This is a genomic window from Paenibacillus sp. FSL H3-0329 (genome assembly GCF_037963285.1).
GTDB classification, from domain to species: Bacteria; Bacillota; Bacilli; order Paenibacillales; family Paenibacillaceae; genus Paenibacillus_AQ; species Paenibacillus_AQ odorifer.
The window spans coordinates 2,995,881-3,022,404 of the sequence record NZ_CP150150.1 but is presented as its reverse complement, the minus strand read 5'-3'; the positions used below and the strand labels follow the sequence as shown (position 1 = coordinate 3,022,404).

Below are 26,524 nucleotides of genomic sequence, written 5' to 3'. Positions count from 1 at the left end.
TGTATATTTAAGAAAAGGAAAAGCCCGCAATCTTTGCGGGCTTTTTTAGCTTGCGCTATATACCGAAACGTTTACGGCAAGAAATCGATTTTCCGAAGGTCGGATACGTTTGCCTCTGCTTCGTCTTCTTCACCGTACAGCATCGTACATATCGTATTGGCGGCAGGCTTCGTATATTCGGGATGGATGAAAACCGTTCGTATTGAGTCGTCAAAAAAGACATGGGCCTGGGTAAATGATGTGCCGAAAAGACTAGTTGTTCTGATCGGAATCGCGGAGCTACTCGGAGCGCTGGGCCTTGTTTTGCCGTGGGCACTGAACATAGCTCCGTTGCTAACGCTGATCGCCGCGATCGCTTTGGCTGCGGTTGCACTGCTCGGGATGCTGTTTCATATTGGGCGAAAAGAGTACCGGGAGCTCGGCGTAAATATCTTTTTTGTAGTTCTGGCGTTGATCGTGGCAATTGGAAGACTATAAAGGAAGTTGTATGCGGGTAGTCGGAGTAATTGGATTTCATATGAGGAGAACCCGGTGGCTACTGGAGGAGAGTAACATACAAAAGCCCGCGTCCGACGCGGGCTCTTGTATTTATGAGTAACTCCGATAGATAGCTAAAATCAACAAATCAAAACTCAAGTCAACAGTTAACTAACTTCAACTACCTCTTTTATGCTGTTTAGATCGGTCAAATACTTTTCTAGTGCATTTTCTAGCTGCGTACTCTTTTCAAGGTTTGGAGGAATTATTCTAAAAATCGCTGATCCGCAGCTGATTCTCCGCGTCCAACAGCTCAAATTGATTTCGATTAAACCGGATCAGCCCGTCCTGCGCCATCCGCTGCAGCTCTCTGGACAAGGCGCTGCGGTCAACAGTCAAATAATCAGCCAGGTCGCTGCGGGTAAACGGAATTTCAAAACAGGCGGAATTGTTTTTTTTGGTCTGGAGGGCTAAATAATGCAGAATACGGTCCCGCAGCGATTTGTGGGAGACCAGATCCAGCTTTTGATAGATGGACCGGTTGTTCTCAAGCAGCAGGGCCAGCATATTCTCAATGATCCGGCCCCTTAAATGGCAAGTGTCCTGGCCGGGCCGGACAATTTTATTTATTTTGACAAACAGAATCCGGCATTCCGAACCCGCCACCGCTTCATAGCCGCTGTGTTCTTGGACAAGGCGAAGCGCCGTTTCGCCAAAGATTTCCCCATCCCCGAGCTCCGAGAAAATAAATCTCATGCCTGAGATATTATCTTTGCACAGCAGAACATTGCCATGGATAATAATGCCCGCCGAATCCAGAATATCGTCTTTTCTAAAAATAACCTCCTTCCGCGCAAAATCCTTGATTGTGCCCTGCAAACAGCTCAGCGCTTGCTGCACCTCCCGCTCCGCGAACCCCTTAAACAAAATAGTGCTCTGTATCCTGCTCAGATATTTCTGCAATTTTCTCAGCCTCCTGTTGCCATGGCAACAGAGTCATGATAAATACTCTGCTACAATAAAATAAATGAGAATAATTCTCATTGGTCATTCTCATTATATCAAATTGCAGGAATCATTCAATCAAGCAATTTGGAAATAAACAAAATGCTGTACTTTGAACAGGGGGGATCGTATGAGTGGAATTACAGCAGGCAAGGTATTTTTTTTAACAGATATGATCAGCGTTAAGCCACACCGGATTGCGAGCCGAGTGCTGGCATTGCCCGTATCTGCAGCCGAAACAGCGGCACAACCGGAATGGGTATTGTATGCCATGGATCAGGAGGAGACCATCAGTTCAGAGACCTCCCCCAAATCTAAAATCATCCATGTGCTGGAAGGCGAGCTTCATCTGCTGGTGGCGGAAGAGCCCTATCAATTGACAGCCGGCGCATCCGTTATCGTCCCAGCGGGCACTTGGCATGATTATTCCGCCCGCAGCAGCTGCAAATTTCTGCAAATTAGTATATAAAACGGAGGTATTCAAAATGGAAACAGGTTTATTCATTAAAAAACTGCCGCAATCCGCAGTCATTGATTTGAAGGACATCATCACAATAGAGGAACAGCAGGTTTCCAGTCTGACCCTTGTACAGCGGCCAAATCTGGCAATGACACTTCTTTCGCTGGACAAAGGCTCGTCGATTGGGGGACATTCTTCCCCGGGTGATGCCATGGTCAACATTTTGTCCGGGCAAGCGGAAATTACAATTGGAGAAGACAAGTACACTGTTCATGCCGGGGAGACCCTCGTTATGCCGGCCAATATTCCGCATGCCCTACACGCAACAGAGGCGTTTCAGATGCTTCTGGTTGTAGTCAAGCCGGATAAGTAATGGGGTGAATGCGATGAAAAAGGAAGTAGGCCATAATTTTTTAGCGCGGCTGGGAAAAAAACGTTTGCGGCCCGGCGGCGTTGCAGCAACCAACTGGCTGATCCAGCAAGCCAATCTGAGTACGGACAACCAGGTATTGGAGGTAGCCTGCAATATGTGCACCACCTCCATTCAACTGGCCGGGAAATACCACTGTCAAATTACCGGCATTGATATGGACCCGCGGGCGCTGGAAAAAGCAAACCGAAATATCAAAAATGCCAACTTGGAAAACTATATCCGTGTCCGGCAAGGAAATGCACTGAAGCTACCTTTTGAGAATGAGAGCTTTGACGTTGTCATTAATGAAGCCATGCTCACGATGCTTAACCAGCCTGCGAAGGAAAAGGCAGTCGCCGAATACTATCGGGTACTGAAACCTGGCGGCATTCTGCTTACCCATGATATTACCTTTGCCAAGGAAAATATGGAAGAACGTCTGGCCGAGCTGCGCCGCACCATTCACATCAATGTCGAACCACTGTCTGTTGGGCATTGGGCGGGATTGTTCCACTCCGCAGGCTTTAAGCAAGTAGACAATGCTACCGGTCCCATGTCCTTGATGAGTATCAATGGACTCATTCGTGATGAAGGGGTTATCGGGGCGCTGCGTATTGTGAAAAACGGGCTCAAGAAAGAGAACCGGGAACAGTTCAAAAAGATGTATACCTTTTTTAATACGACGGGTAAAGATCTGAATTATATTGCCGTTTGCAGCAGCAAACAATAGTTGTGCGCAGGCCTATCATGTCTTATGATAGGTTTTTATTTCCGCTGACGTTGAGAATGATTATCAATACAATTCATCGAAATTACCGTCTAGAAGTCAAAATAACCGCTTGAAAGGAACTCACGATGAAAGCTAAATCTGTTTATGCCTTGTGTCTCAGTTTGCTGTGTTAAGTGCCTGTTCGCAACAAAAAAATGAAAGTTCGCCCAAATCCGCTGCTCCCTCCGAAATTCTGGAGCAGCTGCTGACGGCGCAGTAATTGCCTGAATGAAGCAGAACATTTCAAAATCAAGTATATAGAAAACGCGAGCCCGGGTAGCACTGCCCTGAACTCGCGCTTTTTTGCTAAGTTATTCGGTTATGTATTTCTATCGCCTATTTTGCCGGGTATCGCTTCAACTGCTGCTCAAACACGGTATTGTAGTAAAATTTTCGCGGATAGGCATCCTCCTTCAACAACTTGTAAAGTACGGATTGACCTTCTTCATAACGGACCGCAAATTCACATTCATCATAAAAACGCCGGGACAGCTCGCGGATCAAGTCTATCTCGGACGAACAGCGCCATCCGAAATAAATCATATCTAGCTGGTCCAGCGGATCACGGTAAGTGTCGAGGACAATACAAGCGTTTGGCTGCACTGGATTACTGTAAACAAGCACATGTCCGTTGTGAACAGGGTTGGCAAAAAAATGTTCATAAATCTCCGCAACGGGTACTGTAATGCCCAATTGATCCATGATCATCTGAAAATTCGGGTGCGCAATGTAGGCATCATTCTGCTCATCCGGGTACTCCACCAATTCTGTAATGGATGCCATGATCCCAAATTCATACTTCATATGAACATCCTCCCTGTTGATTGCTTGAAAAATATCCCTATGCTTGCTATGATAACAAAATTATTGGGATGAGAGGCGATTATTATGAAAAAAAAGCTGCGTTCTATCACGCTCAGGGGACTGGAATACAGCTACATACTGGGCATGCGAATCCATGACAAACGGAGTCTGCTTGAATTAAAGGTTTATCATAAAAATGTAAAGCTCCATCCGCTACGCATCCAAATCCTAACATGGGATGATCCGATTGCCGGATGTCCGCTGAATACAGGCTATCTGCTGCAAAACCATAAAAAAGGGTTTGATGTTGTCTATAATCTAAACCATCCACAGCGTATCCGCGAATGGATCGAATATGGAACGGCTAAAGGCTGGGACGGCACCCGGACAATAGAGATCATATATGGATTGGATGCTATGCAGGAAATGGGCTACGATATTACTTCATTGCGCACTTCTATATAAATTCAGGCGTATGAAGTTAACGGTTGCGGATCAGTCAAAAACCTGTTCCAGTGCTTGCGGATTATAAGGACTGATAATTTTATATGCATTCAAGTGAGGATTGCTTAAATCATTGTCATAGATGATCATATGCTGTCTGCTTTTTAGAATAATATCAAATCGTTGCTTGCGATCAGCCTGAACTATCGTAATATAATAGCTGAAATTTTTGTCAGAACTGACATTTCGGGCCGATTTCATTAATTGAACATGAGAGAAATCAGTAAAGATCCGCTCAATAACAGCAGGATCAGTAATAATGATGTCTTTCTTTTCACCGGGAACTGAAGACAATCGCGAGATTTCTAGAGAGGCGATTTCTTCCAATCGGATGGTATTAGCTACGATTCGTTTAAACGAAGTATAGCGGCTTGCTGTATAGGCCATCAAAGAGACACCTCCCCCTGTCAGAAGCGCACCGACAAGCATGTATTTTCTATTTTTATCCATTTCCCATTCCTCCCAGTAATACGATTCTGTAAGCTACAATTATAAAACTATAAAGACATCGGTGCAAATCTGCTTATTTTAACTTCTACATAGCACACGAGCCAGGGGTCAGAAGGAAATACTTAAGTCAAGTCAGCCCCCAAGCTGTTTTGTTCCTAAACTAGCGCAGAAAAGCCACTCTATGGGCGGTACGATGGACGGCTTGCCCCTAATCCTCTAGCTCGTCCAGCTTCGCTTCCAGTTCAGCCAGCTTACGATTTGATTGTTCCAATATTTCCTGAAGCTCTGCAGCTTCTGCTCGTTTTATTTCTTTTTTAACGGTTTCAATCTGCTGTTCCAAATAGAGAATATCGGCTTCATTTCCTGAGTTGTTCCAAATCTGTGAGTAAGTCATAGTCAGCCTCCGTTTATCTGTGTGCACGATTCAAGCATAACCCGCATTCTACTTCTTCAGATTAATCGATGCTACTCTTAGCGTCTAGCTAATCAACAAAAATCAATGAGCCGATTACTTTCCTATATTCAACACCCTCTACTTTATAAGCAAAACAAAGAAGCAGCGAGTTACTTCACTGCTTCTTTGTTGAATCTTACTTCTCTCATTCAAAACGGTCATTAAACTTCACGTCAAGGGTTAACCTGAGATCTCATTTATTTAGTCAGCAGTTTAGGGAACTCATCCAGCAGCATGCTGCTGGTCAGCATATCGTCGTAATTCCATTTGGTCTCCACAAAAGTAACTTTTCCGCTCTTAACAGCAGGGAGCGAGCTCCACAACGCAGTTTTCATTAACTCATTAAAGGAATTTTCCGCATCAGCATTGGCCGGATAAATGACAAACAAATGGTCACCAATAAGCATCTTATGCATTAGCTCAGGGGAGACCTCAATATAAGGCGCGCCTTCTGCCGGCTCAATTTCCTTCACTGCTTCTGACATTTTGTAGCCCTGCGGCTGATACAGCAGTGCAGGAATGCCACCAGTTTTCATCAAATACATTGTCTTGTTCCAATAATAAATCAGCACTACCGCTGTTTCTCCTTCGGCAAGTTTGCCTTCCTGACGCAATCCGCTCCACATATTCTCGGCCTTGCGATTATATTCGGACAACAGTTGCTCTGCTTCAGCCTTTTTACCCACTATCTCACCAATGACAGGCAGACGCTCAGACAAGGGTTTACTCTGGTCAAATACAACAGTAGGTGATATTTTGGACACTTCTTCATATTGTTTGTCCATCACATAACCTAGCATTGTTAAATCCGGTTCCAGATCCAAAACAAGTTCCAGATTTGTAGGAAATCCGATATCCTGTGCCGGGGTTATCTCCTTGTCCAAATAGACTGATTCTTCAATAAACCGGCGGTCGACACCGACCGGCTGAATCCCGAGTGCCAGCAGGTCTCCGATCGAATTACCCTGCAGCACAATCCGCTGTGGACGCTCTGGAATATCAACCTCATGCCCCTGACTGTCTTTATATACTCTTGTAGATTTTGAATTGGTGGCTGAGTCCGGTGGACTTGTCTCTGTTTGCACAGAGGATACCGGACTAGGGCCAGCATTCGCAGAATTAACAGGACTGTTCCCTGAAGAGCAAGCACTAAGCATTAAAACCAGACATAACAGCATCGCTGCTCCCATTGACATTTTTGTATTTCTAACCATCAGTAAATCCCCAAGTGAACAGACTAATTGTTAAGATCTCCCTCGCCCCCCACCATCTTGAAATCCCGCACCAGTCAAGGGTTTATCCTGTGCGTTATCCATTTTAATTTAATTTTTTTATTCTCAAAATTACTATTTCGAAAATCTCACTATCTTCCGATATGTTCTTATGAGCTATTTGCTCAGAGACAACTTGGGGGAGATGGTAGCATGTTAAAACAACTAAAAAAAAGGCGGTTCGGTTCATCAAGCATAGCAAATACTTTGTCCATTGTACTTTTAGTTATTATTGTTGTCGTCTTCTCAATCTTGGGAACCTTTATGTTTTCCAGCACTCGCAGCATACTTGTGAAACAACAAGAATCTATGCTTCAGACCAAAACACAGGCACTTGTCAGTCAATTTGATGCACTATTTAAGGAAAAGGGTTCACTGGTCAAGCAAATGTCAACGAATAACTTATTCAAACAATATATCGAAACCACCAAATCTCCAGAAATGGCCAAAACTTCTCCGCATGCCGCTGAAGTAGCAAAGACTCTAGCTGCCATTGTAAAGGTGGAACCCACTTTTGCAGATGCATGGATTGCTAGTACTGCCGGCAAAGGTTTTTATATCCTGAACAATGGTACGACATCAGATGCTGCTTTTAACATTAAAGAACGGCCGTATTATAAGCCAGCAATCGAAGCAGACGGCCTATACTACTCCGATCCTTATATTGACATCACTACAGGCGATATGCTGATGGGTATTTTTTATCCGATAAAAAATGACAACAATACATTAATCGGTTTTGTCGCGGTTGATATAGCGTCTAAAAATATCCCTGAGATAATGGAAAGCTATAAGCTAGGCAGCACTGGTTATTCCATTCTCGCCTCCAAAACAGGTGATATTCTGTATCACCCAGACCAGTCTAAGGTCACAAAGGAAAAGATTAATGAGCTGCCAGGTGATCTTGGGGGGATCGGCAAGAAAATGATCGCTGGTGAATCCGGCGTACATCTGATTAATGACAACGGAGAACGCCGTTACATCGGCTATGCTACAAGTAAAGATACCGGCTGGTCCGTAGGTTTAACTATTTCAGAGCGTGAAGTGCTCTCCGAATTAAAAAAGTTCACCTGGATAACGATTGGCGGGTTTGTGGCAGCGGCGATTCTGCTCGTTCTATTTTCGTATATCACACTCCGTTATCTGCTCAGATCCATACCGAAGCTGCTCACCAAAATCAAACGGGTGGAAAATGGGGATTTGACTGTTCAATTTGATGCCTATTCCAACAACGAAATTGGACAGATCTCCAACGGAATATTCAACATGGTCCAGAAAATTCAAGGGATGCTTCAAATAGTGGGTACCTCCGCTCAGGTATTAAACCAGTCCTCAAAAGATCTACAATCCATTTCTTCCCGTACAGCTATAACGATGAACGATACAGCAACGGCCATTAATGAGATTGCGAATGCGACCAACTACCAGTCGATTGAAACGGATACGATTTTGCAAAAAACCGGATCATTATCTGGTCAAATTGACGAAATCGCAAATGATGCCATAGCCATAGAGACGATGGTGCAGGCTTCTGCCGACCAGAGCGAACTGGGGTTAGGTGTATTGAATCAGTTATCGAAATGGGCAGAAGAAAATCACAACTCCACTCATTCGATATCGTCTGCCATTCATGATATTGATCAAAGCCGTCATGAAATTTCAAGTATCGTGGACACGGTACATCAAATCGCTACGCAAACCAATCTGCTGGCGCTAAATGCTTCCATTGAAGCAGCACGTGCGGGAGAACAGGGGCGCGGATTTGCCGTTGTTGCCGGAGAGGTTCGCAAGTTGGCGGAGCAGACCGCACAGGCCACACAGGAGATTGGCAGAAAGGTTCATGAAATCGAGGAAAAAACTAGAGCATCCGTGGAATACACAGCCCAAGGACTTGAAATTGCCGAAGAAAATGCAAAATCCGTGGAGGCTACGAAACAGGTATTCTTTAGCATCAACAGCGATTTGGAGGCTTTGAGATTACGTATGATTCAAATCAGCAGCAACACCTCCAAAGTCCATAAGCACAAAGATGAAATCCTACAGGCACTCGAAATCATTTCTTCAACTACAGAAGAGAATTCCGCTTCGACGGAAGAAGTTAGCGCAAGCACGCAGGAACAATTGGACAGCATTGAACAGGTTGCCGAGCTATCCCAGCAGCTCAACCAGTTGTCCAAAAAGCTTCAGGACGAATTAAACCAGTTCCAGGTCGAATAGCCCTCTAGTCATCCGTAAGTTACGCAGTCATGAGACTATCCTCCCTTCTAGAAAAATTAAGCAGCCAGTGCATGCCGATAATCCATCGGCGCGCACTGGCTGCTTTTAGTTTCAATTCGCTAGTAATGGTCTCTTCAATCGTACGGTACAGACCTATGATAATTAACTATTTATACGGGTCAGGAATTTCCTCCCACTGACCAGTAAAGATATCTACTTTAATCGTGAATTCCCTGCTTCCTTGCCTAACATCACTGAACAAATAACCATCCCCGATAAACCCTGAAATCCAGTCCGTACCTGTTGGCTTGAAACCCTCTGTATCAAAGATAGGTTGGAGTAACTTATACAGTTCCTTCTGGTATTCTGTACCGTTAGAGATATCCCACAGATCTATCGCTTCTCGGTTTACAAGACTTCTCAGTGGACTGCCAGAAGTTACGTCATGAACCGTTCCGGTAAGCGGATTAATTTTGTAGCTGTTGCCTTCCCCTTCGCCATTCAGTGGATCTATATCCACCCTATATTGATCTCCGTCTTTGCTAAAGGTCCAACCGCTTGCCGGAAGCTGTTTTTTCATCATGGACTTGATGTCCTGTTCACTGAGCGGTGGAGATATAAACGAACCATAGTACATCTGTGCGCTCTCAATGGTCAGATTCTTCCCGTAAACGGCAATTACTTCGAGCGGAAACTCAGACATAGAGGCTGCACCAGCCAAGTGGGCTATAATTTGGTCATCTATCAGCTCGTATGAAACTATTGAGCCAAATCCGACCTTCTCTCCCCAAGCTCCCTCAGTGTAATCATATACTTTGGTCAAATGCTTTCCGTCCAGTTCAGCAGATACATAGGTATGGTTATTTCGGTGTGTAATGGAGGATTTCAGCCTCTGATTCAACGTTTCGATCGGATCTTCGACCACAAGCTCTTCCAAGGTAACAGGCTGGAGCACATGAATCTCACTCATAGAAAGTCCGGTACCTGTGCCGGTCGTAATGCGTATGAAGATTTCTTTAGTCCCATCCCCGTTCACATCTGCTTCTTCAATCAATGGAGGCCGAGTTTCATCTTCCCCGGCATTCCACAAGAACGTACGGCTTACTTCACCACGCACATCTACCATGACTTTATGCAAAAGTGCATTCTCCCCAGTGGGATTAGCAGATACCGTGATTCCGTTTTTTTCCGCCAATAGAGTGCCTTTAACGCTGGAAGCCGTGCTCTCTTTATCCTGCGCTTCTGCCCGAAAAGTAGCAGGAGCGCTCTTTGCCGGGGCTGATGCAGAATTCAGCTTTGCCCCTGTCAGGGTACAGCCACTTAAGACCATAATTACAGCTAGGCCCAGCAGTGAGTTTTTTGCCGTAAATTTTTTGTGTCTGGTAATCATGATAATCCTTCTTTCCATTTCCTTTTTACTGCTCGAAATGCCAGCTGTACCTGCCAACCGGATCGGGTCGGGTAAGGTTTCTAACAATTTGAGAAGTGTCAGGGCATAACTTCTGTGGCACGCTGGTTCAAGATGCTTCAAGGCCAGAGCATCACAGGCAACCTCTTGATCCTCTTTCATTTGGCGTACGGCATACCACAACAGAGGATTAAACCAATGCATGGCCAGCAGCAGACCTGTCAGCAGATTTAGCAAAATATCACGGCGCTTCACATGCGCCAGCTCATGAAGGAATATATGACGGAGCCCGTTCGTCTCCAGAGTGTGTAAAGTAGAGGTGGGCAGCAGCAACTTGGGCCGTATAACGCCAAGTAGTGTCGGTACGGCAATCTGCTTCGTCTCGATCAGCTTGACTGGGCGCCGTACCTGCATCTCCTGCTGACAGGTTCGGAACAACCGTTGGATTTCTAAGGAATGAATCTCTGGTTCCCTTCGAACCCGTGCGGTAAATCGCAGTTGTGCTCGAACCGACAAGCCCAGTACCACCGCGGCTCCGCCAAGCCACGCCAAAACCAGTAAATGTAGAGGCTCCCACCCTGAATCGGTCGCCCTGGTAGAACTGTCTATTTGCGGATTGACTTGTGCCACATCATCCGATGCCGATGCTCCCGGCAAAGGTCCAGTTTCTGCAATTCCAGTAACTGACGCTGCTTCCTCTTCCTCTCCGGTCAACCCGGGCATATAAGTAAAGCCGATTTCCGACTGTACTGACGGAAAAATGGTACTCTGCGCCGCTTCTTTCTCCAGCGGCAACAGATTAAAAATACTAAATGTGCTTTCTGGTGCCCAAGGTATTGCCAGCCTCACGATCAGTGGTATCCACAGAAGATACGTCCAGGTAGGTTTTAGACGATCCTTGAACAGGAACCGGGTCAATAAGATCAGCAGAGCCAGCACGCTCGCCATGGCAGACAGCGACAATACCTTGACGAACAGATTGTATGCAGCTTCCAGCAAGCGGCTCAGTCCTTTCGTTCATCCAAAATTCTCTTCAATTCTTCAATATCTTCCCGGGACAACTTTTCATCCTGCAAAAAATTGACCAACATCGGGCGCAGAGTTCCACCGTAGATCCGCTTCAGAAAGGATCGTGTCTCCGATTGGACACATTCCTCTTCCCTCACCAGCGGATAATATGAATACACCCTACCTGTCTGGTTATAACCAATAGCCTGCTTCTCTGTCAGACGCTTAATCAACGTCCGTACCGTCTTTGGGTTCCAGTCCCTGCTGCCTTCTAGTGCTTCAACAATCTCACCTGCAGTGCGCGGGGCACTTGCCCACAGCACCTTCATCACTTCCCACTCGGCATCCGAAATCCTTGGAGTTTCCTTAGACATAATACTATCCACCATTCTTTCCTGGCATGACTACATTTGTAATCCAATATCCAAAATATACAAGTCAGCTTCGTTTATGTCAACCCCAAACTCCCTGTTCACACACGGTATATGGACAATGTACACGTAGATTCATGGTCACGTACATTAATAGCAATAATACGGCTTATTAGTCAAAGATGACTTCAATGAGGTGGAACCTATGCCTATAAAAACAGGTAATCAATACATCGAACGAATCGACCGGCAAAAGATCAATATCTGGTACAGAGGAACACGTATTGAAGGTCCTTTATCCAAACACCCTGCCTTTCAGGGTCTCATACAAACACAAGCTGAAATGTATAACATGCAGTGTGATGAACGTTATTTGGCGCAGATGACCTTTCCTTCACCTGATACTGGAGATCCTGTTGGTTTATCTTTTCTTCCACCCAAAAATGCTGAAGATTTAGAACGCCGGAGAAAAATGATTGAACTCTGGTCCAATAGACATCATGGATTTTTAGGACGCTCCCCCGATTATATGAATACAGCCATTATGTCTCTCTTCACAGCTGCTGATATCCTTGAGGACCTTAATCCGAAATATGCTGAGAACCTCAGAAAATACTATGCCTACTGTCGTGATTATGACATTACCTTATCCCATGCCTTCATCCAGCCTCAAGCCAGCAAAATATCCGGCCAGATTGATGCTACAGAGGATTCTATCGCTGCTAAAGTCGTAGAAATCAATGATGAGGGGATGATTGTTACCGGTGCTTTTATGATGGCAACACAGGGAGCTACCTGCGATGAAATGCTTGTATTCCCGACTCCCTCACCCTCACTTGTGGATGATGATAATCCCTTTGCGTTTGCCTTTGCGGTGCCTAATGATCTGCCTGGAATGACTTTTTTTTGCCGTGAAAGCTACGCTGCCTCATCTACTTACGACCATCCGTTAAGTTCAAGATATGAAGAAATGGATACCCTTGTTATCTTTGACCGTGTACTTATCCCTCATGATCGTATATTTTATTATGGCGATGAAATGTACTGTTCCCGATTATTCGGCGAGAGTAACTTTCATACGCATATGGCCCACCAAATTGTCACCCGCTATATTGCAAAAACCGAGTTTTTTCTTGGTATGCTAGAGTCTTTGGCTGAAGAACAAAACGCTGTCCTTGAATCCTACACGATTTTGCCTATTTCCAGAATATTAACCTATTTAGAAACTTTCAAAGCCTTAAGACTTGCAGCGGAAATAGGGGCTTCGCTCGACAAATTTGGATATCTCGTTCCAGACAAGGGACCACTATTGGCTTCAACCATTCACTTTTCAGAGTTTTATCCAGAAATGGTTGAAATGGTTCAAAACCTCAGTTCAAGCGGTCTCATCATGATCCCCTCTGAAGCCGACTTTACATCAAGCGCTGGTTTTTATCTTTATGAATATTTGAAGGGGAATGTCTCGGATGCATGGTATCGAAATGCCTTATTCCGGCTGGCGTGGGAACTAGGAGCGGGTGCATTCGGAGGTCGTCAAACCCAGTTCGAGCGGTTATTTTTCGGCAACTCCCAAACGGTGGCCTGGCGTATGTACAACAGCTATGATAATCACGAATATTTCCGTCAAATCGTTCACGATTTTATTGCCCCCGATACCCCCTTGCCTAAGTCAACAACGGATGGAATTTCCAATTAATAAAGAGTTGCAAAGGCTTATAATGATGTGTTTTAGGATTGATTAAGAGACTGCTTTCGTTCTCTTTCAGTCCTTTTTGAGCTCTATTCACAATCAAAATTATGAAGAACTAGATGCTTTTTCATACCTTCACTGGACAATTCTGTAATAAGTTGTTTATAGTTTATTAGCATTAGGAAGTGATTTGCTAGCTTAGGAGGGAACAATGAACTATGGGCCATATCATAGTCGTAGAAGATGAACGTGCAATCAGTGACTTAATTACTATGAATCTAAAATTAGTCGGACATACCTATAGCAAGGCTTATCGCGGGCTGGAGGTTATTGAACTGCTGGAACGTGAAAAGGCCGATTTAATTCTGCTCGATATAATGCTGCCCGAACTGGATGGTTTTGAGATCATGCAGCGGATTGCTCACTTACAAATTCCGGTGATTCTAATCACCGCTAAAGATTCACTGGCTGATCGCATCAAGGGCTTTGAGCTGGGCGCCGATGATTATATTATTAAACCTTTTGAAATCCTTGAATTGTTGGCAAGAATCAATGTGGTGTTACGCAGGAGTGAAAAAGGCACTTCCAATTTTCTTTGTGAAAACGTTGAGGTACGTTATCTTGAGAGGCTTGTCATGGTGGATCAACTACCCGTAGATTTAACCGCTAGGGAATTTGAGCTTCTTGAAGTCCTTATCCGCAACAGAAACATTGCTTTATCAAGGGAAAAGTTGCTGGAATTAGCTTGGGGCTATGATTTTGAAGGAGATACCCGTACCGTAGATGTACACATCAGGCAGCTGCGCAAAAAACTAGGCTGGGAAGAACGAATTAAAACCGTATTTAAGCTTGGTTACCGCTTGGAAGTTCAGGTCTAGTATGAGATTCTGGCATAAAATTCTGCTGTCAGTCCTCGCCTTCTTCATCGTCGCCCTAGATGTGAGTGTAATAATGATTATGAAAAAAAGCTGGCAGCTGAACATGGACAGCGAAATGCAGCGTGCTTCAAGCGAACAGCTATTAATTGCAAACAACATTTATGAAAATCTTGAATCGATTCAGACCCGTGGGGCCACACTTACCTCTACTTTAATCTCCAGCGTGGCTCAATCCTATGGTGAATTTTATCATAAGCAGGGAATCGGACTACAGCTCTGGGAGAATGACCAGCTGGTTTATCCGAATGCCGGAGTCCCATCCGTCTCAACGCCGGAATCACATTCTATTCAACTCTCTACTGAGCTCCCTGCTCCCTATCAAGCTTTGACGATCGTTTATCAACGTGATATCAGTGACCTGTATGCTAAGCAGCATGAGCTGAACCGTTTTTTTGTAATGATTAACTGGATTATCGGTCCAATTCTGCTCCTATTACTCTACTTGCTGATCCGGCAGTTGACCAAACCACTTAAACAGCTTTCAAAGACTACAAAAACGATCGCTGAAGGCAAATATACCGAGCGTGTGCAGTTGCGCAGTAAAGATGAATTTGGTGAGTTAGCCCTGAACTTTAACCGAATGGCAAACGCAGTGGAACAGCACGTGATCGAACTGTCTAATATGGCCGATGAAAAGCAGAGAATGGTAGATAACCTCGCCCACGAACTGCGCACACCTTTAACCAGTATGCAGGGATTTGCTGAATTTCTGACTTCCGCGAATATAGGCCAGGAAGAACAGCAGATGGCTGGTCAATATATCCTTAGTGAAACCTTACGCCTGAAGAATTTTACCTTCAAACTGCTGGATTTGTCCGTCCTACGGCATCATCCTCTGACTCTGAAACAAGTAGACATATCAGATTTGTTCAAATCGGTTAAACAGATTGTGCAGCTTAAATTGGACGAAGCAGGCATCAAACTAGAAATGGATTATTCGATCCCTGCGGTTTGGGGTGATCATGATCTGCTAACTTCCTTCTTGGTTAACCTTGTCGAAAATTCCATTCATGCATCTCCGCAAGGGAGCACCATCCGCTTGCTTGCCTATGCATTGCAAAATGAAGCCATATTGGAAGTATGTGATTCGGGATTTGGGATGACCCCGGAACAGAGCGCGCGTGTTTTTGAACCCTTTTATCGAGGTGAAAAATCGCGCACACGCGAATACGGGGGTGCGGGTCTTGGTTTATCTTTATGCAAGCAAATCGCAGATGCACATCAAGCCAGAATTTCACTGAATTCTACTTTAGGTCAAGGAACAAGTATCCGCATTTTTTTACAACTCCATAACATCTGTTCACCTACTCTATAACATCTATAGTTTAAGGTTAGGAAGATTCAGCATCATCCGAAGCAAATGGAGGTTATTCAAGTGAATAACAAAAAATTCCCCACTGCTTTAGCTGTACTCCTGTTCTCGGGGAGTCTGCTAATCGTCAGTGCAGTCATTCAAAACACCACCCATTTAGCTTTAACCAGCATCAAAACCCCAGGGGTGAAGTTGGAAGCACCCACGCGGGTGTCCACAGAGAATGACGATCTACAACAGCAGACGAGCCCTAAAGAAATACAACAAATTAACAATTTCATAGACATGGCTGGTAATGAGACTTCTGTATCCAAACGGAACACTGTTACACCGCCTGCTGTAGGGCATTTGAGTCAAAGCGATACCGTTGCTCTCGCTGCTTCAAGCGTTCGCAAATTATTCGAAGTGGACATGGGAAAGCTGCAGATGCGGGTTATTCTGAGTGATACCCGAACCTCGCTGCCGTGGACATGGGCTGTACATTTCAGTCCATATAACGCCAAGACCCTAGAAGGGCAAGGTAAGGAATTCTGGGAATACGATGTACTAATTGATCCCATAAACGGTATGGTAGTGAATACGACCGCGATTAATAATTCTCTGAAAAGAACACCAATTAGCGCTTCTGCTGCCAGCGCCATCTATAAAGATGCTAGTTGGATCAATACGGCCATTACTATCCTTACAGATAAACAAAAAGAAAGCCGAAAAATTGTTACAGCAACACTAATCAACACTGAAACCAATGATAAACGCGGCATGGTCGCTGTTCAGATGATGCTGGAAGATGGCAGCAGCTACACGGCAGAAATGCGTTATCCTGATCAAAGTCTGCGCTGCCTTACCTACGAGACTGCTCAAGTAGTGAAATAAATCAAAAATAGAATCAGCTCTTCACTAATCCTACTTTTATGTCGATAATTTATAATACATGGAAAAGTATGGAGGAGCATATGAACACTAATCGCAGAACCGAACCTTTTCGATATACCCTTAAAGAACCTGTAACATTTGATCTTCATATTCTTACTATTAACGGCATCCAGGTTCCTTCCAAGCCTGTAAGGGCTGTATTGTTCGACATCAGTCGATCGGGTTGCCACTTATCGTTACCCCTCAATATCAACCCAGAAAATAACCTAGTACGCATTGGCATGGAAATGAATCTTACGGATGAATCTATGTACATAGAAGGAATATTGAAATGGAACAAAGAACAACAAGGCAGTTTCCACTACGGCATTCAGTTGGACATCCCTGAGAATGACGGTGAACGACTCCCAAGGGTACTTCGCATACTTGCTGGAGAAGGCAAAATATTAGTTCGTTAAGATAACAAAAAAAGAGTAGTTTTAATCTAAAAAAGCAACAACCCCGCGTTTTCATGCAGGGTTGTTGCTTTTTAGCTATTGCGATCCAAACTTATTGTTGTAATCCGAAATTACAGACTAACATTTCCTGAATTTTATTCTTGAGGCACATCCCGTTCAGGGGATGCTGCTACAGCTTTTTCTTTCTCCAGTACCTCTCTTAAATCATCCTGAATTCTGCGATTCCATAAGGGAACCCCTGAGCGATAAGCAGCTCTACCTGTCAAATGCGCAGATAAAGGTGAGGTCATAAATACAAAGACAATCCCCAGTAGCAGCTTAGCACTTATATGATCTAGAAAAAATGCAAAATATAGAAAGGCCCCGCTCAGAACACATAAAACACCAAGGGTTGCACTTTTAGCAGCGGCATGCGATCTCAGATAAACATCAGGCAGCCGAATCAGTCCATAAGCACTTACAGCACTAAGCAATGCCCCCATCAGAATTAACAAAGCAAACAGCAATTCACCGACTGTCTTGATCGTTTCCATGTTCTAGCACCACTCCCCTTTCGATGTATCTGGCAAATGCCGTCGTGCCGATAAAGGAAAGAATGCCTATTAACAAAATAATTTCGATAAAAGCCTGCGTTCGGAGTAAAACAGAAAGAACGGCTACCATGGCTAACAGATTAATTCCAATCGTATCCAGTGCTGCTACCCGGTCAGGCAAAGAAGGTCCCTTCAACAAACGCCAGGCGCATACACCAATCGCCAGCGCCATAATCGTAAGCGAGAGCATAAGAATAAAATGGATCATTAACGGGTCACCTCCAATATCGCACGCTCAAAGGTGTCACGGATATTCGCTCTGAACTGTGCGGGATCATCAACATCCATGGCATGAATATACAAAGTCCGGTTATCATCCGATACTTCAAGTACCACAGATCCGGGAGTAAGGCAGAGCAATGTGATCAAAGTAGCCACTTCCCAATCCGATTTCAGCTCTGTAGTATATTTCAAGATTGCAGGACGTATATTAAGCTCCGGTCTCAGAACGGCTTTTACCACTACATAACTTGAAACGACCAGTTCCCGCAGCAGTAAAAGGATTAGCTTAATAATTGCCCACACTTTTCCTAGATATAATTTGGGCCAAAAACGTCGCATTCCGAGCAGAATGAGGATACCGATCAAGAAACCAATGACGAAACGTGGCCCAGTCCAGTCATTGTGCAGGAACATCCACAGGAATGCTATCATGAAATTCAATAATAGTTGAAAAGCCATAGTATCACTCCTTCATGACAGCGTTAATGTATAGTGCTGGATCAGCCAGTACGGCTCCGGCTTGACTCACAAAACCGTTTACCGTCTCCGCACCTACACCCATCAGAATTACAATCACGAACAGAACAGCCGCCGGTGCCATCATGGCTTTATAATGAAGCGGTTTGACTTGTTCTTCCCTTTTCTCGCCACCCCAGAATACTTGCTGGAATACCTTGATCAAGGAATATAACACTACAAAGCTGGATGCAAGTGCAATCAGCGCCAGAGCCACGTGATTCTCTCCAAATCCACTACGCACCATCATCACTTTTCCAGCGAAACCACTAAGGGGTGGAACACCAACCAATGCCAAAGTCAGTACAAAAAACATCCAGCCGGTCCACGGATAACGTCGGATCAAACCACCCATTTCTTTTAATCGGTCGGTGCCCGAAGCTGAGATAATCATCCCACCCAGGAAAAATAATAATGCTTTGGCAACCATGTCATGCATTAAATAAAACACTACACCATTTAACGAATCCTGAGTCGCGACAGAGATCCCAAAAGCAATAAATCCTACACTGATGATGATATTATAATTAAATATTCGGCCCAGATCGTTGTAAGCCAATGCCCCGATTGCCCCAAGTATCATTGTCGCCCCCGCCATCCAGGCAATCAATGTATGGGTGAGTCCCGGTTCTTGAATAAAAATCAAAGTAAAGGTACGTGTAATTGCATACAATCCGACCTTGGTTAACAAAGCCCCAAACAGGGCTCTAACAGCCAATGGCGGTGCACTATAGGAATCGGGAAGCCAGAAAAAGAGCAGCAAACCTGCCTTAATCGAAAATACAATTAGCAGCAGGACCGCAATGACGTTCATTACACCGCCTTGTCCCGCCTCTGCTACACGCATAGATAAATGCGCCATATTCAGTGTGCCTGTCGCAGCATATAAATAAGCAATCGTCGCCACAAACAAGGAAGAGGAAATCACATTAATTAATACATACTTTAATGTCTCTCGCAGTTGACCCTTGGACCCACCAAGTACGATCAAAGCGTAAGAAGCAACTAACAGCACCTCAAAGCAGACAAACAAGTTAAACAGGTCCCCGGTGAGGAAAGAGCCAAAAACCCCGGTTAATAAAAAATGGAAAAACGGGTAGTAATAAAACCGTTCTCTGTCTTCCCCAATGCTAGCGAAGGAAAAAAACAGACAAGCCGCACCAACAATGGCCGCTGTCAACACGAGCAATGCCGAAAACATATCGGCAACAAACACAATGCCATAAGGTGGACGCCATCCCCCCATATATAAGGTCTGGATACCGTTTATATTTACCTGATACACAATGAATCCTGCAACAAAGATATTTAAAAACACACTGACGGCACTTATGATTCGTTGCAGACGTACTCGTTCTTTCAGAAAAATGAGTATAACTGCCGTAATGGCCGGAATCAGCAGAGGCAGCACTAACAAGTTGTTCATCGTCTCTCCTCCTTGGTTCCTTCCACATCATCGGTACCCGTCGAGCGGTAAGTCCGGTATGCCAAAACAATAAAAAATGCTGTTACTCCAAAGCTAATTACAATAGAGGTCAAAATGAGCGCCTGCGGCAAAGGATCGACATAAGCTTCCGCTTCCTCACCCAGCAATGGTGCAGCACCTGTCTTGAGGCCAGACATTGTCAGTAACAACAAATGAACGCCGTGCGTTATTAAAGTGGTTCCCAGAAGGATACGCAGCAAGCTTTTGGAAAGAACTAGATAAACACCTACGGAAAACAGTACACCGATCGCCAGGGCAATAATAAGCTCCATTAGCTATCCCTCCCGATCGTAAATATGATATTCATAGTGACACCAATAACAGCTAAGAAAACACCGAGATCAAAGAACATTGCTGTGGTCAGTTCTGTTTTGCCCATAAGTGGCAGTTGGAAATAGCCAAACGCTTGGCTCAGAAAAGGTACATCGAATAAAAACGAACCTATTCCTGTAAGAAAAGCTACAGATACCCCTATCGCGATTAACTTACGATAGTCGATAGGCAATACCTTCTCAACCATATCAATCCCAAAAGTAATGGCGAGTAGTACCAATGCGGCTGATGCCATCAATGCTCCAATAAATCCGCCTCCCGGATTATTATGTCCGGCGAAAAACAGATAAAGCGAAAATATTAGTATCATAACGAAGGCTACTTTAGCTACCGCTTGTAGTAACACATCATCACTTACAGAAGAACGTGGTTTATTATCCTTCACAGCCCGCTTCAGTGGGGCAATAGTTCCATCTGTATCCAACTGCAGTTTGATCATGGAATAAATAGCAAGTGAGGCAAGGCCAAGCACTGTAATTTCAAACATGGTATCAAAGCCGCGGAAATCAACGAGCAGAACATTAACAATATTTTTACCGCCACCCAAGGTATAGCTATTCTCCACATAATATTTCGAGATGGATTCGAACGGACTACTGCCTAAAGCAGCAAGTGCAACCAATGTCATGGTTATTCCCATCCCGATGGAAATAATTAGCTTAGGCAAGCGGGACCGAAGTTTGAACGGTTCTTTCTCCAGCTTAGGCAAATGCCGAAAACATAGCAGGAACAATGTAACGGATACTACTTCGACAATCATCTGCGTAAGCGCCAGATCAGGTGCCCGGAACAGAACAAAGAGTAAAGTAACCATATAACCAACCATTCCTGTTAACAAAATGGCTGTGATTCTGGAACGTACAAATGGGATAGCCAAAGCGCCCGCAAGCATAACCATAACAACAATAACTTCAAACAACGAAAACGGAGCATATTCAGTTGTCCCAAGCGTAATTCCATCGGTATACCACACGGCTCCACCAATGGCTACGATCAGGAAAGCGAAGATATACATCAAGTAATGGCGCATAGAACCTGTCATATAGGTGCCAGTCAACGCCCTAGACGATTTCTCGACCAGCCGGATTACTCCGTCATAGACTTGATTTAAAGTGTAGCCACTGCCCCATTCTTTATCGACCAGACTCCAGCGGCCATAGATTCGGTATACAATAATACCAAGAATCACAACACCAAGTGTCATCCATATTTCTGGTGTAAAGCCGTGCCAGAAATGAATATTCACAACAAAGGGTTCTCCGGTCTGCAAGATTGGGTGAATAGCATTCATTGCAGGGATAATAAGTGTATTGGATAATATATTCGGGAAAAAACCGATAAATATAGACAGCACTGCTAGCAGGCACGGGGCAAGCAGAAGTCCAAATGGGGCTTCATGCGGTTTTTTGTCCAGCTTCTCAGGCTGATATTTTCCGAAAAAGGTGTGAAAAACCAAAATCATACTGTATGCAAAAGTAAACACGCTGGCAATCCAGGCCAAAACCGGGAAGAGCGTAAACAACGAGGGAACAGACAATATATCCAGGTTTCGGATATTCAGAACAGCTGTAAAAAACATTTCTTTACTTAAAAACCCGGAAAATGGCGGCAAACCAGCCATCGAGAAACTGCCGATCATCGCTACCGTAAAGGTAACCGGCATAATGGAAATCAGTCCGCCCAGCTTCCGCAGGTCGCGGGTACCCGTCTCATGGTCAACTATACCGACCATCATAAACAAAGAGCCTTTAAAGATGGCATGGTTAATAAGGTGAAAGATAGCCGCTGTTGTTGCAGCAGTGTAAAAGACTGAATCTCCCCCTACATAAAATGCCGCTGCCGATCCCATTCCCAGCAATCCCATAATCAGTCCAAGTTGACTAATCGTTGAATAGGCTAATAGAGCCTTCAGGTCCGTCTGCTTCATCGCCTGGATAGAGCCATAAATCAAGGTGATCAAACCGACGCCTGACACAACCCAGAACCACTCATATTGCCCCGCAAAAACAGGGCTGAAACGGGCGACAAGATACAATCCAGCTTTAACCATCGTTGCCGAGTGAAGATAGGCGCTAACGGGTGTAGGTGCCTCCATGGCATCTGGCAGCCAGATATGAAACGGGAACTGCGCTGATTTGGTGAAGGCGCCTAAAAGAATTAGTAGCATCGCCGGAATAAATAAAGCATGCCCGCTAATATCGCCAACCTCACTCCAAATTTCCCGGATACTAAAGGTGCCTGTCATTACATAAAGCATTAAAAAGCCGGCAAACATCGCTAAACCACCAAATACGGTAATCAACATAGATTTGAGAGCACCATACCGCGATTTTTGCCGCCGATGCCAAAAGGCAATTAACAGAAATGACGAAACACTTGTTAATTCCCAAAAGCCGTATAACACCATCAAGTTATCCGAGAGCACAACGCCAAGCATCGCCCCCATAAACAACATTAGATAAATATAAAAAGGGGTTAACGCTTCTTTTCGCCGGTCAAGATAATAAATTGAATAGATAATTACAAGACTACCCATCCCAGTGATTAGCAAAGCAAACAACAAACTTAATCCATCCAGATGGAAAACCAAATCAATTCCTAGTGAAGGAATCCATGAAATGGTTTCATATCCCAAATCCCCACCCTTAATAACGGGAATCCGGGTTAAGAAATAAACAAACAAAACGAGTGAACCAGGGAAAACAAGCCATCCTCTATGAAGGTTGGGTGCTCTCTTGGACAAAAGTGCGATTACTAAGGCCATTAGAAACGGAACAAGTATGATTACATGCAGCAAAGGCAGTCCTCCTTTTCCACTTGAGCTTATCAAGTTGTGAACTTTAGTACTTACTTTTTTACCAAAAGCCAAAGATCATATGATTGGTAGGGCCTTATATACAAGGCCCCAATGTTGATAAGGGCAAGCCCGATTATAAAGAATCGGTCAATGTGCCATCACAAATATGCAGATATCTAGCCTTTCCATCTTCCTGCTCAATTCTGAATAAACCGTTCTCAAATTCTGTGTGTAGTTCGTGAAAGAACTTTCCCTTAAGCGAATACTCTCCCTGAGGTTCATCACTGAGCTGATATTCAGCCCCGTTTTTGACCAGGTAGGCGATAACGCCTTCCTCATGGGTTTCTTCCAACCCGGCGCGCATCCGCTGCACAGCCACGACATGCAGATCCATCATTTTCATTTTACCAATGAGTTCATTGATGAAATTACGTTTGGTAAGCTCCTGCCACCGAGTTTGAGCAGATTGTCCAATGACGATCTGTGTAACCTCATTCTCTTCAGCAACTTCTACAATAATATCTGTTGTTTTTCGGCCTTCACGTTTCCGAATGATAAACTCTGCGCCAGCTTCATCGGCAAGACGTTTCCAGACCGTCATATACATTTCTTTGCTCTGATTATATTCATCAATATCCGAACTATCGACATTTAATACAAACAATGGCGCCCCTATAATTTCAGATAGTTGGACACCACGCCGGATTAAACGCTCCCCATGCGGACCATAATGAACACAAACCATAATCTTTTCATTGTGTATGACCTTCACCCTCCTGTAACATGGCCAAGAAATACAAAAGGAGCCCACTGGCGTTAGGCCCCTTGCGTATTTCTAAAACCCGATAAGTTATACTTAATTATATCTATTCCTATGTTTATTGTAAAGTTTGATGGTTATCATGGAACATATTTCTTTTTAATGCTTGTATCATGCCCTTCTTTTGCAGGTGTCATTCAATGCATTTTATACATTCCTTTACAGGAATATTCCTGTCATGGTATATTAGAATTAATATTACAAACAGGAAATAACAAAAAGGAGGCGCTATAGAGCCGTTTAACCATGGTGCGTCATTATTAGAGCGAATGAATTTAATGAATCGAAGTGATCCTCGTTTATGAATACTAACGTTATGAGTGCCTTAGCTGAGCCACACCGCATGCAGATCGTTGAACTATTACGGGTTAATCCCTTAACCGTTGGGGAGATTGCAGAAAGTCTTCAGCTACGGCAGCCTCAAGCGTCCAAGCATTTGCGTGTCCTTAGTGAAGCAGGCTTAATTGAAGTTCAAGCTGTTGCTAACAAGCGCATTTGCAAGCTCCGTCCTGATCCATTTAAGGAAATAGACGATTGGTTAGACTCCTACCGCCATATATGGGAAGAACGATATGATCGACTGGATGATTATTTGCAAAAGCTACAGAGCAATGAAAACAATAAAAAATCATAGTCTCAGGCTGAAATTGGCAGGAAGCAAACAAATTTGAGGAGGATCTATCCCATGACAAATTCTAACCCGTCCAACCAAGTGGTATCCAAAATTGTTGATGGCAACACATTAGTATTAGAGCGCGTATTCCAAGCTCCACGTGAACTTGTATTCAAAGCTTTTTCTGAGGCTGAGCATTTGAAGCACTGGTGGGGTCCAAAAGGTTGGACGCTTCCCGTATGTAATGTCGATTTCCGTCCAGGGGGTACTTGGCATTATTGCATGAAGTGCGAGGATAAGAATCAAGGTGATTTCTACGGTATGGAGTCTTGGGGCAAGGCATTGTATAAGGAAATTACAGTCCCAGAACAAGTCATTTATACAGATGGGTTCTCAGATGCAGAGGGTAATATTTCAAAAGATTTGCCTGAGACGCTTGTCCAACTAGATTTTATCGTCCTGGATGGTCAAACGAAGCTGGTGAATACCGGTAAATACTCTTCTCCGGAAGCCTTGCAACAAGTTATTGATATGGGGATGTTAGAGGGGATTTCCCAAACCTTCGACAATTTGGATGCCCATCTCGAGAATTTACAGAAGAATAACTAGAGCAGCTATGTGCTAGCCATGACCCTTTTCATCGATAAATAGGACGAAGCAAGGCTACTCTCTCCCGCTCGTCCTATTATGTTTATTTTGCAGGAAATAAGAACCTGATACTATTCGGAAAATATTGCAGGAAAAACATGTCATTATGCGTGCCCAGCGGATCCGTCTCAAACTTCACACGCTGATCAGCTTCATCAATCTTCTCTTTTAAAATATCATAAGCACGTTTGCTGTTAGGCACCATGTCCTTCTGGACATTTGTCTTGTGGATACCTTCCTGTTCACCAACATACATATAAATTCTGCATTCCCTATCTAGTCTTGAAGCTTCCATGTAATGAATGAAATCTTTAAACCATACAGACGCAGATATGAATATAAAATTTCCAAAAATAGCTTCAGTCTTGTACATTGCGTACAGACTTATTAATCCACCTAGTGAAACACCACCCAAAGCCAATTTCTTCGGCTCGTTAGAGATGCGATAGGAGCTTTTGATATAGGGTACAAGATCCTGATAGACGTAATTCAAATAATCATCGCCCTTGCCCCCAAAGGACCAATCCTTAAAAAGAGCAGGCATTTCCCAAGGTGTATATTCATCATTCCGCAGTTGAGAATCAATCCCGATAAAAATAACCGGCTCTGTTACTCCCTCTTCCACATCTTTCTCTATAGCTATAATCGCCTCTTTGAACAAAAAATCTCCATCCTGTAAGAAAACCGCTGGAAATATCCGCTCCGGAAATAGATGATATTCTTTCGGTAAATACACGGTAATCTGACGATCTATATGTTCAAAAAGCACAAGCTCGCCTGCCCTCATTTGCGTCATATCCCCACTCCTTAACAGTTCAGCACTCGAAACGCTCTACTCATAATCGTTGGCACTACAGAAGCGTGATTTTCATTGGGTGCGACATAGTGCTCAACCTCTAAATTACGCAGAGCATATTCATTCATTTTTGAAAATAATAATGCTGCGTCATCGACCATAAACGACTCTTCACTCCCTACGGTAATCAATAACCTTTGTTTATCGGTCATCTTCACTTGACCATTGTTATAGAACCGCTCCGCATACGTCAGGATTTCATGATCATTCCACCAAATGGATGGACTAGAGGCCAAATAATACTGGAATAGCTTCGCACGAGTGAATAACGTCCAGAGGACAAATAAACCGCTGAGAGAGTGACCAAACAAGGCTTGTTTATGCTGATCCACATTATATTTCTTGTTGATTGCTGGCATTAACTCTAATTCTAAAAAAGCTAAAAACTTCTCAGCCCCACCATGTGGTCCTATGTCAGCATTTTTCAATCGATCCGGATATACATACAACCTCGCAGGAGGTGTGAAATCATAAAATCTTCTTTTAGAGACCTCTTCATCTGTACCATAATGTCCAATTCCAATCACAATTGCTGGTGCAATAAAAGTTTTTGGGGCATTTCTTGACTGCAGTTTTACGACATCCCGACCTAATTGAAAATATGAATTACCATCGAGCATGTAATATACTGGAAAGCCCTTTTCTGGTGCTGCTTCTCTGGGAAGAGAAACCTTTATATCGTACGTGTAACCCATATACTGAGATTCAAGTTTCCATGATTCTGTGTGTTCGAGCTCTACTTGTGTTGTCATTTTTTCT

General features: G+C 44.0%; 29 protein-coding genes. 13 read left to right on the top strand and 16 right to left on the bottom strand.

What is annotated here, in order from left to right:
- The first annotated feature begins 33 nt into the window (after positions 1 to 33).
- The gene (locus NSQ66_RS13210) at positions 34 to 477 is read left to right on the top strand and encodes a DoxX family protein (RefSeq protein ID WP_235219534.1); all 444 of its coding nucleotides are present in this window, start codon (positions 34 to 36) and stop codon (positions 475 to 477) included.
- Positions 478 to 747: 270 nt separating this feature from the next.
- On the opposite strand, the gene NSQ66_RS13205 is transcribed toward NSQ66_RS13210, so the two are convergent.
- Entirely contained in the window at positions 748 to 1,440 is a 693-nt protein-coding gene (locus tag NSQ66_RS13205; protein ID WP_036686434.1) for a Crp/Fnr family transcriptional regulator, read from the bottom strand.
- Between the two features lie 172 nt (positions 1,441 to 1,612).
- Here NSQ66_RS13205 and NSQ66_RS13200 point away from each other — a divergent pair, with 172 nt between their 5' ends.
- The 3 genes from NSQ66_RS13200 to NSQ66_RS13190 are packed head-to-tail and all read left to right on the top strand — an operon-like array spanning position 1,613 to position 3,084.
- Positions 1,613 to 1,951, top strand: coding sequence for a cupin domain-containing protein (locus NSQ66_RS13200; protein ID WP_036686432.1), 339 nt, complete (start codon positions 1,613 to 1,615; stop codon positions 1,949 to 1,951).
- Between the two features lie 16 nt (positions 1,952 to 1,967).
- On the top strand, positions 1,968 to 2,315 hold the full coding sequence (locus NSQ66_RS13195; protein WP_036686430.1) for a cupin domain-containing protein: 348 nt from the start codon (positions 1,968 to 1,970) through the stop codon (positions 2,313 to 2,315).
- A 13-nt stretch (positions 2,316 to 2,328) separates the two neighbouring features.
- Positions 2,329 to 3,084: a class I SAM-dependent methyltransferase gene (locus tag NSQ66_RS13190; RefSeq protein ID WP_036686429.1), complete on the top strand. Its 756-nt coding sequence runs from the start codon at positions 2,329 to 2,331 to the stop codon at positions 3,082 to 3,084.
- 375 nt (positions 3,085 to 3,459) lie between these two features.
- Here the strand turns inward: NSQ66_RS13190 and NSQ66_RS13185 are convergent, their stop codons facing one another.
- A complete protein-coding gene (locus NSQ66_RS13185; protein ID WP_036686427.1) occupies positions 3,460 to 3,927 on the bottom strand; it encodes a hypothetical protein in 468 nt (155 codons plus the stop codon).
- 84 nt (positions 3,928 to 4,011) lie between these two features.
- Between NSQ66_RS13185 and NSQ66_RS13180 the strand changes: the two genes are divergently transcribed.
- Entirely contained in the window at positions 4,012 to 4,392 is a 381-nt protein-coding gene (locus NSQ66_RS13180) for a hypothetical protein (RefSeq protein WP_036686425.1), read from the top strand.
- 30 nt (positions 4,393 to 4,422) lie between these two features.
- On the opposite strand, the gene NSQ66_RS13175 is transcribed toward NSQ66_RS13180, so the two are convergent.
- The 3 genes from NSQ66_RS13175 to NSQ66_RS13165 all read right to left on the bottom strand — a co-directional run bounded on the left by NSQ66_RS13175 (position 4,423) and on the right by NSQ66_RS13165 (position 6,531).
- Positions 4,423 to 4,881, bottom strand: a complete 459-nt coding sequence (locus tag NSQ66_RS13175; protein ID WP_036686422.1) for a hypothetical protein — start codon at positions 4,879 to 4,881, stop codon at positions 4,423 to 4,425.
- 208 nt (positions 4,882 to 5,089) lie between these two features.
- Positions 5,090 to 5,275, bottom strand: coding sequence for a hypothetical protein (locus NSQ66_RS13170; protein ID WP_036686420.1), 186 nt, complete (start codon positions 5,273 to 5,275; stop codon positions 5,090 to 5,092).
- Positions 5,276 to 5,532: 257 nt separating this feature from the next.
- Positions 5,533 to 6,531 (bottom strand): ABC transporter substrate-binding protein, encoded by a 999-nt coding sequence (locus NSQ66_RS13165; RefSeq protein ID WP_339279705.1) that lies wholly within the window; start codon positions 6,529 to 6,531, stop codon positions 5,533 to 5,535.
- Positions 6,532 to 6,759: 228 nt separating this feature from the next.
- Between NSQ66_RS13165 and NSQ66_RS13160 the strand changes: the two genes are divergently transcribed.
- Entirely contained in the window at positions 6,760 to 8,823 is a 2,064-nt protein-coding gene (locus NSQ66_RS13160) for a methyl-accepting chemotaxis protein (RefSeq protein ID WP_036686418.1), read from the top strand.
- Between the two features lie 166 nt (positions 8,824 to 8,989).
- On the opposite strand, the gene NSQ66_RS13155 is transcribed toward NSQ66_RS13160, so the two are convergent.
- Both NSQ66_RS13155 and NSQ66_RS13150 read right to left on the bottom strand, forming a co-directional pair.
- Positions 8,990 to 11,230 (bottom strand): M56 family metallopeptidase, encoded by a 2,241-nt coding sequence (locus tag NSQ66_RS13155; RefSeq protein WP_036686416.1) that lies wholly within the window; start codon positions 11,228 to 11,230, stop codon positions 8,990 to 8,992.
- 5 nt (positions 11,231 to 11,235) lie between these two features.
- Entirely contained in the window at positions 11,236 to 11,613 is a 378-nt protein-coding gene (locus tag NSQ66_RS13150; RefSeq protein ID WP_036686415.1) for a BlaI/MecI/CopY family transcriptional regulator, read from the bottom strand.
- Positions 11,614 to 11,815: 202 nt separating this feature from the next.
- On the opposite strand from NSQ66_RS13150, the gene NSQ66_RS13145 reads away from it, so the two are divergent.
- From NSQ66_RS13145 to NSQ66_RS13125, 5 genes are all read left to right on the top strand, one after another.
- On the top strand, positions 11,816 to 13,306 hold the full coding sequence (locus NSQ66_RS13145; protein WP_051491459.1) for a 4-hydroxyphenylacetate 3-hydroxylase N-terminal domain-containing protein: 1,491 nt from the start codon (positions 11,816 to 11,818) through the stop codon (positions 13,304 to 13,306).
- A gap of 212 nt (positions 13,307 to 13,518) precedes the next feature.
- Positions 13,519 to 14,178, top strand: a complete 660-nt coding sequence (locus tag NSQ66_RS13140; RefSeq protein WP_036686413.1) for a response regulator transcription factor — start codon at positions 13,519 to 13,521, stop codon at positions 14,176 to 14,178.
- Between the two features lie 73 nt (positions 14,179 to 14,251).
- The gene (locus NSQ66_RS13135) at positions 14,252 to 15,553 is read left to right on the top strand and encodes a HAMP domain-containing sensor histidine kinase (RefSeq protein WP_235219533.1); all 1,302 of its coding nucleotides are present in this window, start codon (positions 14,252 to 14,254) and stop codon (positions 15,551 to 15,553) included.
- A gap of 60 nt (positions 15,554 to 15,613) precedes the next feature.
- Positions 15,614 to 16,423 (top strand): hypothetical protein, encoded by an 810-nt coding sequence (locus NSQ66_RS13130; RefSeq protein ID WP_051491458.1) that lies wholly within the window; start codon positions 15,614 to 15,616, stop codon positions 16,421 to 16,423.
- A gap of 80 nt (positions 16,424 to 16,503) precedes the next feature.
- Complete coding sequence (locus tag NSQ66_RS13125) at positions 16,504 to 16,881, top strand: PilZ domain-containing protein (RefSeq protein WP_036686410.1); 378 nt, start codon at positions 16,504 to 16,506, stop codon at positions 16,879 to 16,881.
- 134 nt (positions 16,882 to 17,015) lie between these two features.
- Here the strand turns inward: NSQ66_RS13125 and mnhG are convergent, their stop codons facing one another.
- The 7 genes from mnhG to NSQ66_RS13090 form a co-directional block, all read right to left on the bottom strand.
- Positions 17,016 to 17,414 carry a monovalent cation/H(+) antiporter subunit G gene (gene mnhG, locus NSQ66_RS13120; RefSeq protein ID WP_036686408.1) on the bottom strand — a complete coding sequence of 133 codons (399 nt, stop codon included), beginning with the start codon at positions 17,412 to 17,414 and terminating at the stop codon, positions 17,016 to 17,018.
- Entirely contained in the window at positions 17,389 to 17,682 is a 294-nt protein-coding gene (locus NSQ66_RS13115; protein ID WP_036686407.1) for a Na(+)/H(+) antiporter subunit F1, read from the bottom strand. Before NSQ66_RS13115 ends, mnhG begins: the two co-directional genes overlap by 26 nt.
- On the bottom strand, positions 17,682 to 18,155 hold the full coding sequence (locus NSQ66_RS13110; RefSeq protein WP_036686405.1) for a Na+/H+ antiporter subunit E: 474 nt from the start codon (positions 18,153 to 18,155) through the stop codon (positions 17,682 to 17,684). Before NSQ66_RS13110 ends, NSQ66_RS13115 begins: the two co-directional genes overlap by 1 nt.
- Before the next feature lie 4 nt (positions 18,156 to 18,159).
- On the bottom strand, positions 18,160 to 19,638 hold the full coding sequence (locus NSQ66_RS13105; protein ID WP_036686404.1) for a Na+/H+ antiporter subunit D: 1,479 nt from the start codon (positions 19,636 to 19,638) through the stop codon (positions 18,160 to 18,162).
- Positions 19,635 to 19,970, bottom strand: a complete 336-nt coding sequence (locus NSQ66_RS13100) for a Na(+)/H(+) antiporter subunit C (protein ID WP_036686402.1) — start codon at positions 19,968 to 19,970, stop codon at positions 19,635 to 19,637. Before NSQ66_RS13100 ends, NSQ66_RS13105 begins: the two co-directional genes overlap by 4 nt.
- The gene (locus tag NSQ66_RS13095) at positions 19,970 to 22,834 is read right to left on the bottom strand and encodes a Na+/H+ antiporter subunit A (protein WP_036686622.1); all 2,865 of its coding nucleotides are present in this window, start codon (positions 22,832 to 22,834) and stop codon (positions 19,970 to 19,972) included. Before NSQ66_RS13095 ends, NSQ66_RS13100 begins: the two co-directional genes overlap by 1 nt.
- Positions 22,835 to 22,961: 127 nt before the next feature.
- Positions 22,962 to 23,600 carry a universal stress protein gene (locus NSQ66_RS13090; RefSeq protein ID WP_232061321.1) on the bottom strand — a complete coding sequence of 213 codons (639 nt, stop codon included), beginning with the start codon at positions 23,598 to 23,600 and terminating at the stop codon, positions 22,962 to 22,964.
- A gap of 349 nt (positions 23,601 to 23,949) precedes the next feature.
- Between NSQ66_RS13090 and NSQ66_RS13085 the strand changes: the two genes are divergently transcribed.
- Both NSQ66_RS13085 and NSQ66_RS13080 read left to right on the top strand, forming a co-directional pair.
- Positions 23,950 to 24,282 carry a metalloregulator ArsR/SmtB family transcription factor gene (locus tag NSQ66_RS13085; protein WP_036686399.1) on the top strand — a complete coding sequence of 111 codons (333 nt, stop codon included), beginning with the start codon at positions 23,950 to 23,952 and terminating at the stop codon, positions 24,280 to 24,282.
- A 51-nt stretch (positions 24,283 to 24,333) separates the two neighbouring features.
- Positions 24,334 to 24,870 carry an SRPBCC domain-containing protein gene (locus NSQ66_RS13080; protein WP_036686397.1) on the top strand — a complete coding sequence of 179 codons (537 nt, stop codon included), beginning with the start codon at positions 24,334 to 24,336 and terminating at the stop codon, positions 24,868 to 24,870.
- An 82-nt stretch (positions 24,871 to 24,952) separates the two neighbouring features.
- Here NSQ66_RS13080 and NSQ66_RS13075 read toward each other — a convergent pair whose 3' ends face one another.
- Both NSQ66_RS13075 and NSQ66_RS13070 read right to left on the bottom strand, forming a co-directional pair.
- Positions 24,953 to 25,705 (bottom strand): alpha/beta hydrolase-fold protein, encoded by a 753-nt coding sequence (locus NSQ66_RS13075; protein WP_051491457.1) that lies wholly within the window; start codon positions 25,703 to 25,705, stop codon positions 24,953 to 24,955.
- Between the two features lie 11 nt (positions 25,706 to 25,716).
- Positions 25,717 to 26,517: an alpha/beta hydrolase-fold protein gene (locus NSQ66_RS13070; RefSeq protein WP_036686396.1), complete on the bottom strand. Its 801-nt coding sequence runs from the start codon at positions 26,515 to 26,517 to the stop codon at positions 25,717 to 25,719.
- Between the last annotated feature and the right edge of the window lie 7 nt (positions 26,518 to 26,524).

What these genes read in the sequence shown, in the direction of transcription:
- NSQ66_RS13200 (WP_036686432.1), top strand. Translation starts at nt 1,613, where the DNA reads ATGAGTGGAATTACAGCAGGCAAGGTATTTTTTTTAACAGATATGATC.
- NSQ66_RS13195 (WP_036686430.1), top strand. Translation starts at nt 1,968, where the DNA reads ATGGAAACAGGTTTATTCATTAAAAAACTGCCGCAATCCGCAGTCATT.
- NSQ66_RS13190 (WP_036686429.1), top strand. Translation starts at nt 2,329, where the DNA reads ATGAAAAAGGAAGTAGGCCATAATTTTTTAGCGCGGCTGGGAAAAAAA.
- NSQ66_RS13185 (WP_036686427.1), bottom strand. Translation starts at nt 3,927, where the DNA reads ATGAAGTATGAATTTGGGATCATGGCATCCATTACAGAATTGGTGGAG.
- NSQ66_RS13180 (WP_036686425.1), top strand. Translation starts at nt 4,012, where the DNA reads ATGAAAAAAAAGCTGCGTTCTATCACGCTCAGGGGACTGGAATACAGC.
- NSQ66_RS13175 (WP_036686422.1), bottom strand. Translation starts at nt 4,881, where the DNA reads ATGGATAAAAATAGAAAATACATGCTTGTCGGTGCGCTTCTGACAGGG.
- NSQ66_RS13170 (WP_036686420.1), bottom strand. Translation starts at nt 5,275, where the DNA reads ATGACTTACTCACAGATTTGGAACAACTCAGGAAATGAAGCCGATATT.
- NSQ66_RS13165 (WP_339279705.1), bottom strand. Translation starts at nt 6,531, where the DNA reads ATGTCAATGGGAGCAGCGATGCTGTTATGTCTGGTTTTAATGCTTAGT.
- NSQ66_RS13160 (WP_036686418.1), top strand. Translation starts at nt 6,760, where the DNA reads ATGTTAAAACAACTAAAAAAAAGGCGGTTCGGTTCATCAAGCATAGCA.
- NSQ66_RS13150 (WP_036686415.1), bottom strand. Translation starts at nt 11,613, where the DNA reads ATGTCTAAGGAAACTCCAAGGATTTCGGATGCCGAGTGGGAAGTGATG.
- NSQ66_RS13145 (WP_051491459.1), top strand. Translation starts at nt 11,816, where the DNA reads ATGCCTATAAAAACAGGTAATCAATACATCGAACGAATCGACCGGCAA.
- NSQ66_RS13140 (WP_036686413.1), top strand. Translation starts at nt 13,519, where the DNA reads ATGGGCCATATCATAGTCGTAGAAGATGAACGTGCAATCAGTGACTTA.
- NSQ66_RS13135 (WP_235219533.1), top strand. Translation starts at nt 14,252, where the DNA reads ATGATTATGAAAAAAAGCTGGCAGCTGAACATGGACAGCGAAATGCAG.
- NSQ66_RS13125 (WP_036686410.1), top strand. Translation starts at nt 16,504, where the DNA reads ATGAACACTAATCGCAGAACCGAACCTTTTCGATATACCCTTAAAGAA.
- mnhG (WP_036686408.1), bottom strand. Translation starts at nt 17,414, where the DNA reads ATGGAAACGATCAAGACAGTCGGTGAATTGCTGTTTGCTTTGTTAATT.
- NSQ66_RS13115 (WP_036686407.1), bottom strand. Translation starts at nt 17,682, where the DNA reads ATGATCCATTTTATTCTTATGCTCTCGCTTACGATTATGGCGCTGGCG.
- NSQ66_RS13110 (WP_036686405.1), bottom strand. Translation starts at nt 18,155, where the DNA reads ATGGCTTTTCAACTATTATTGAATTTCATGATAGCATTCCTGTGGATG.
- NSQ66_RS13105 (WP_036686404.1), bottom strand. Translation starts at nt 19,638, where the DNA reads ATGAACAACTTGTTAGTGCTGCCTCTGCTGATTCCGGCCATTACGGCA.
- NSQ66_RS13100 (WP_036686402.1), bottom strand. Translation starts at nt 19,970, where the DNA reads ATGGAGCTTATTATTGCCCTGGCGATCGGTGTACTGTTTTCCGTAGGT.
- NSQ66_RS13085 (WP_036686399.1), top strand. Translation starts at nt 23,950, where the DNA reads ATGAATACTAACGTTATGAGTGCCTTAGCTGAGCCACACCGCATGCAG.
- NSQ66_RS13080 (WP_036686397.1), top strand. Translation starts at nt 24,334, where the DNA reads ATGACAAATTCTAACCCGTCCAACCAAGTGGTATCCAAAATTGTTGAT.
- NSQ66_RS13075 (WP_051491457.1), bottom strand. Translation starts at nt 25,705, where the DNA reads ATGACGCAAATGAGGGCAGGCGAGCTTGTGCTTTTTGAACATATAGAT.
- NSQ66_RS13070 (WP_036686396.1), bottom strand. Translation starts at nt 26,517, where the DNA reads ATGACAACACAAGTAGAGCTCGAACACACAGAATCATGGAAACTTGAA.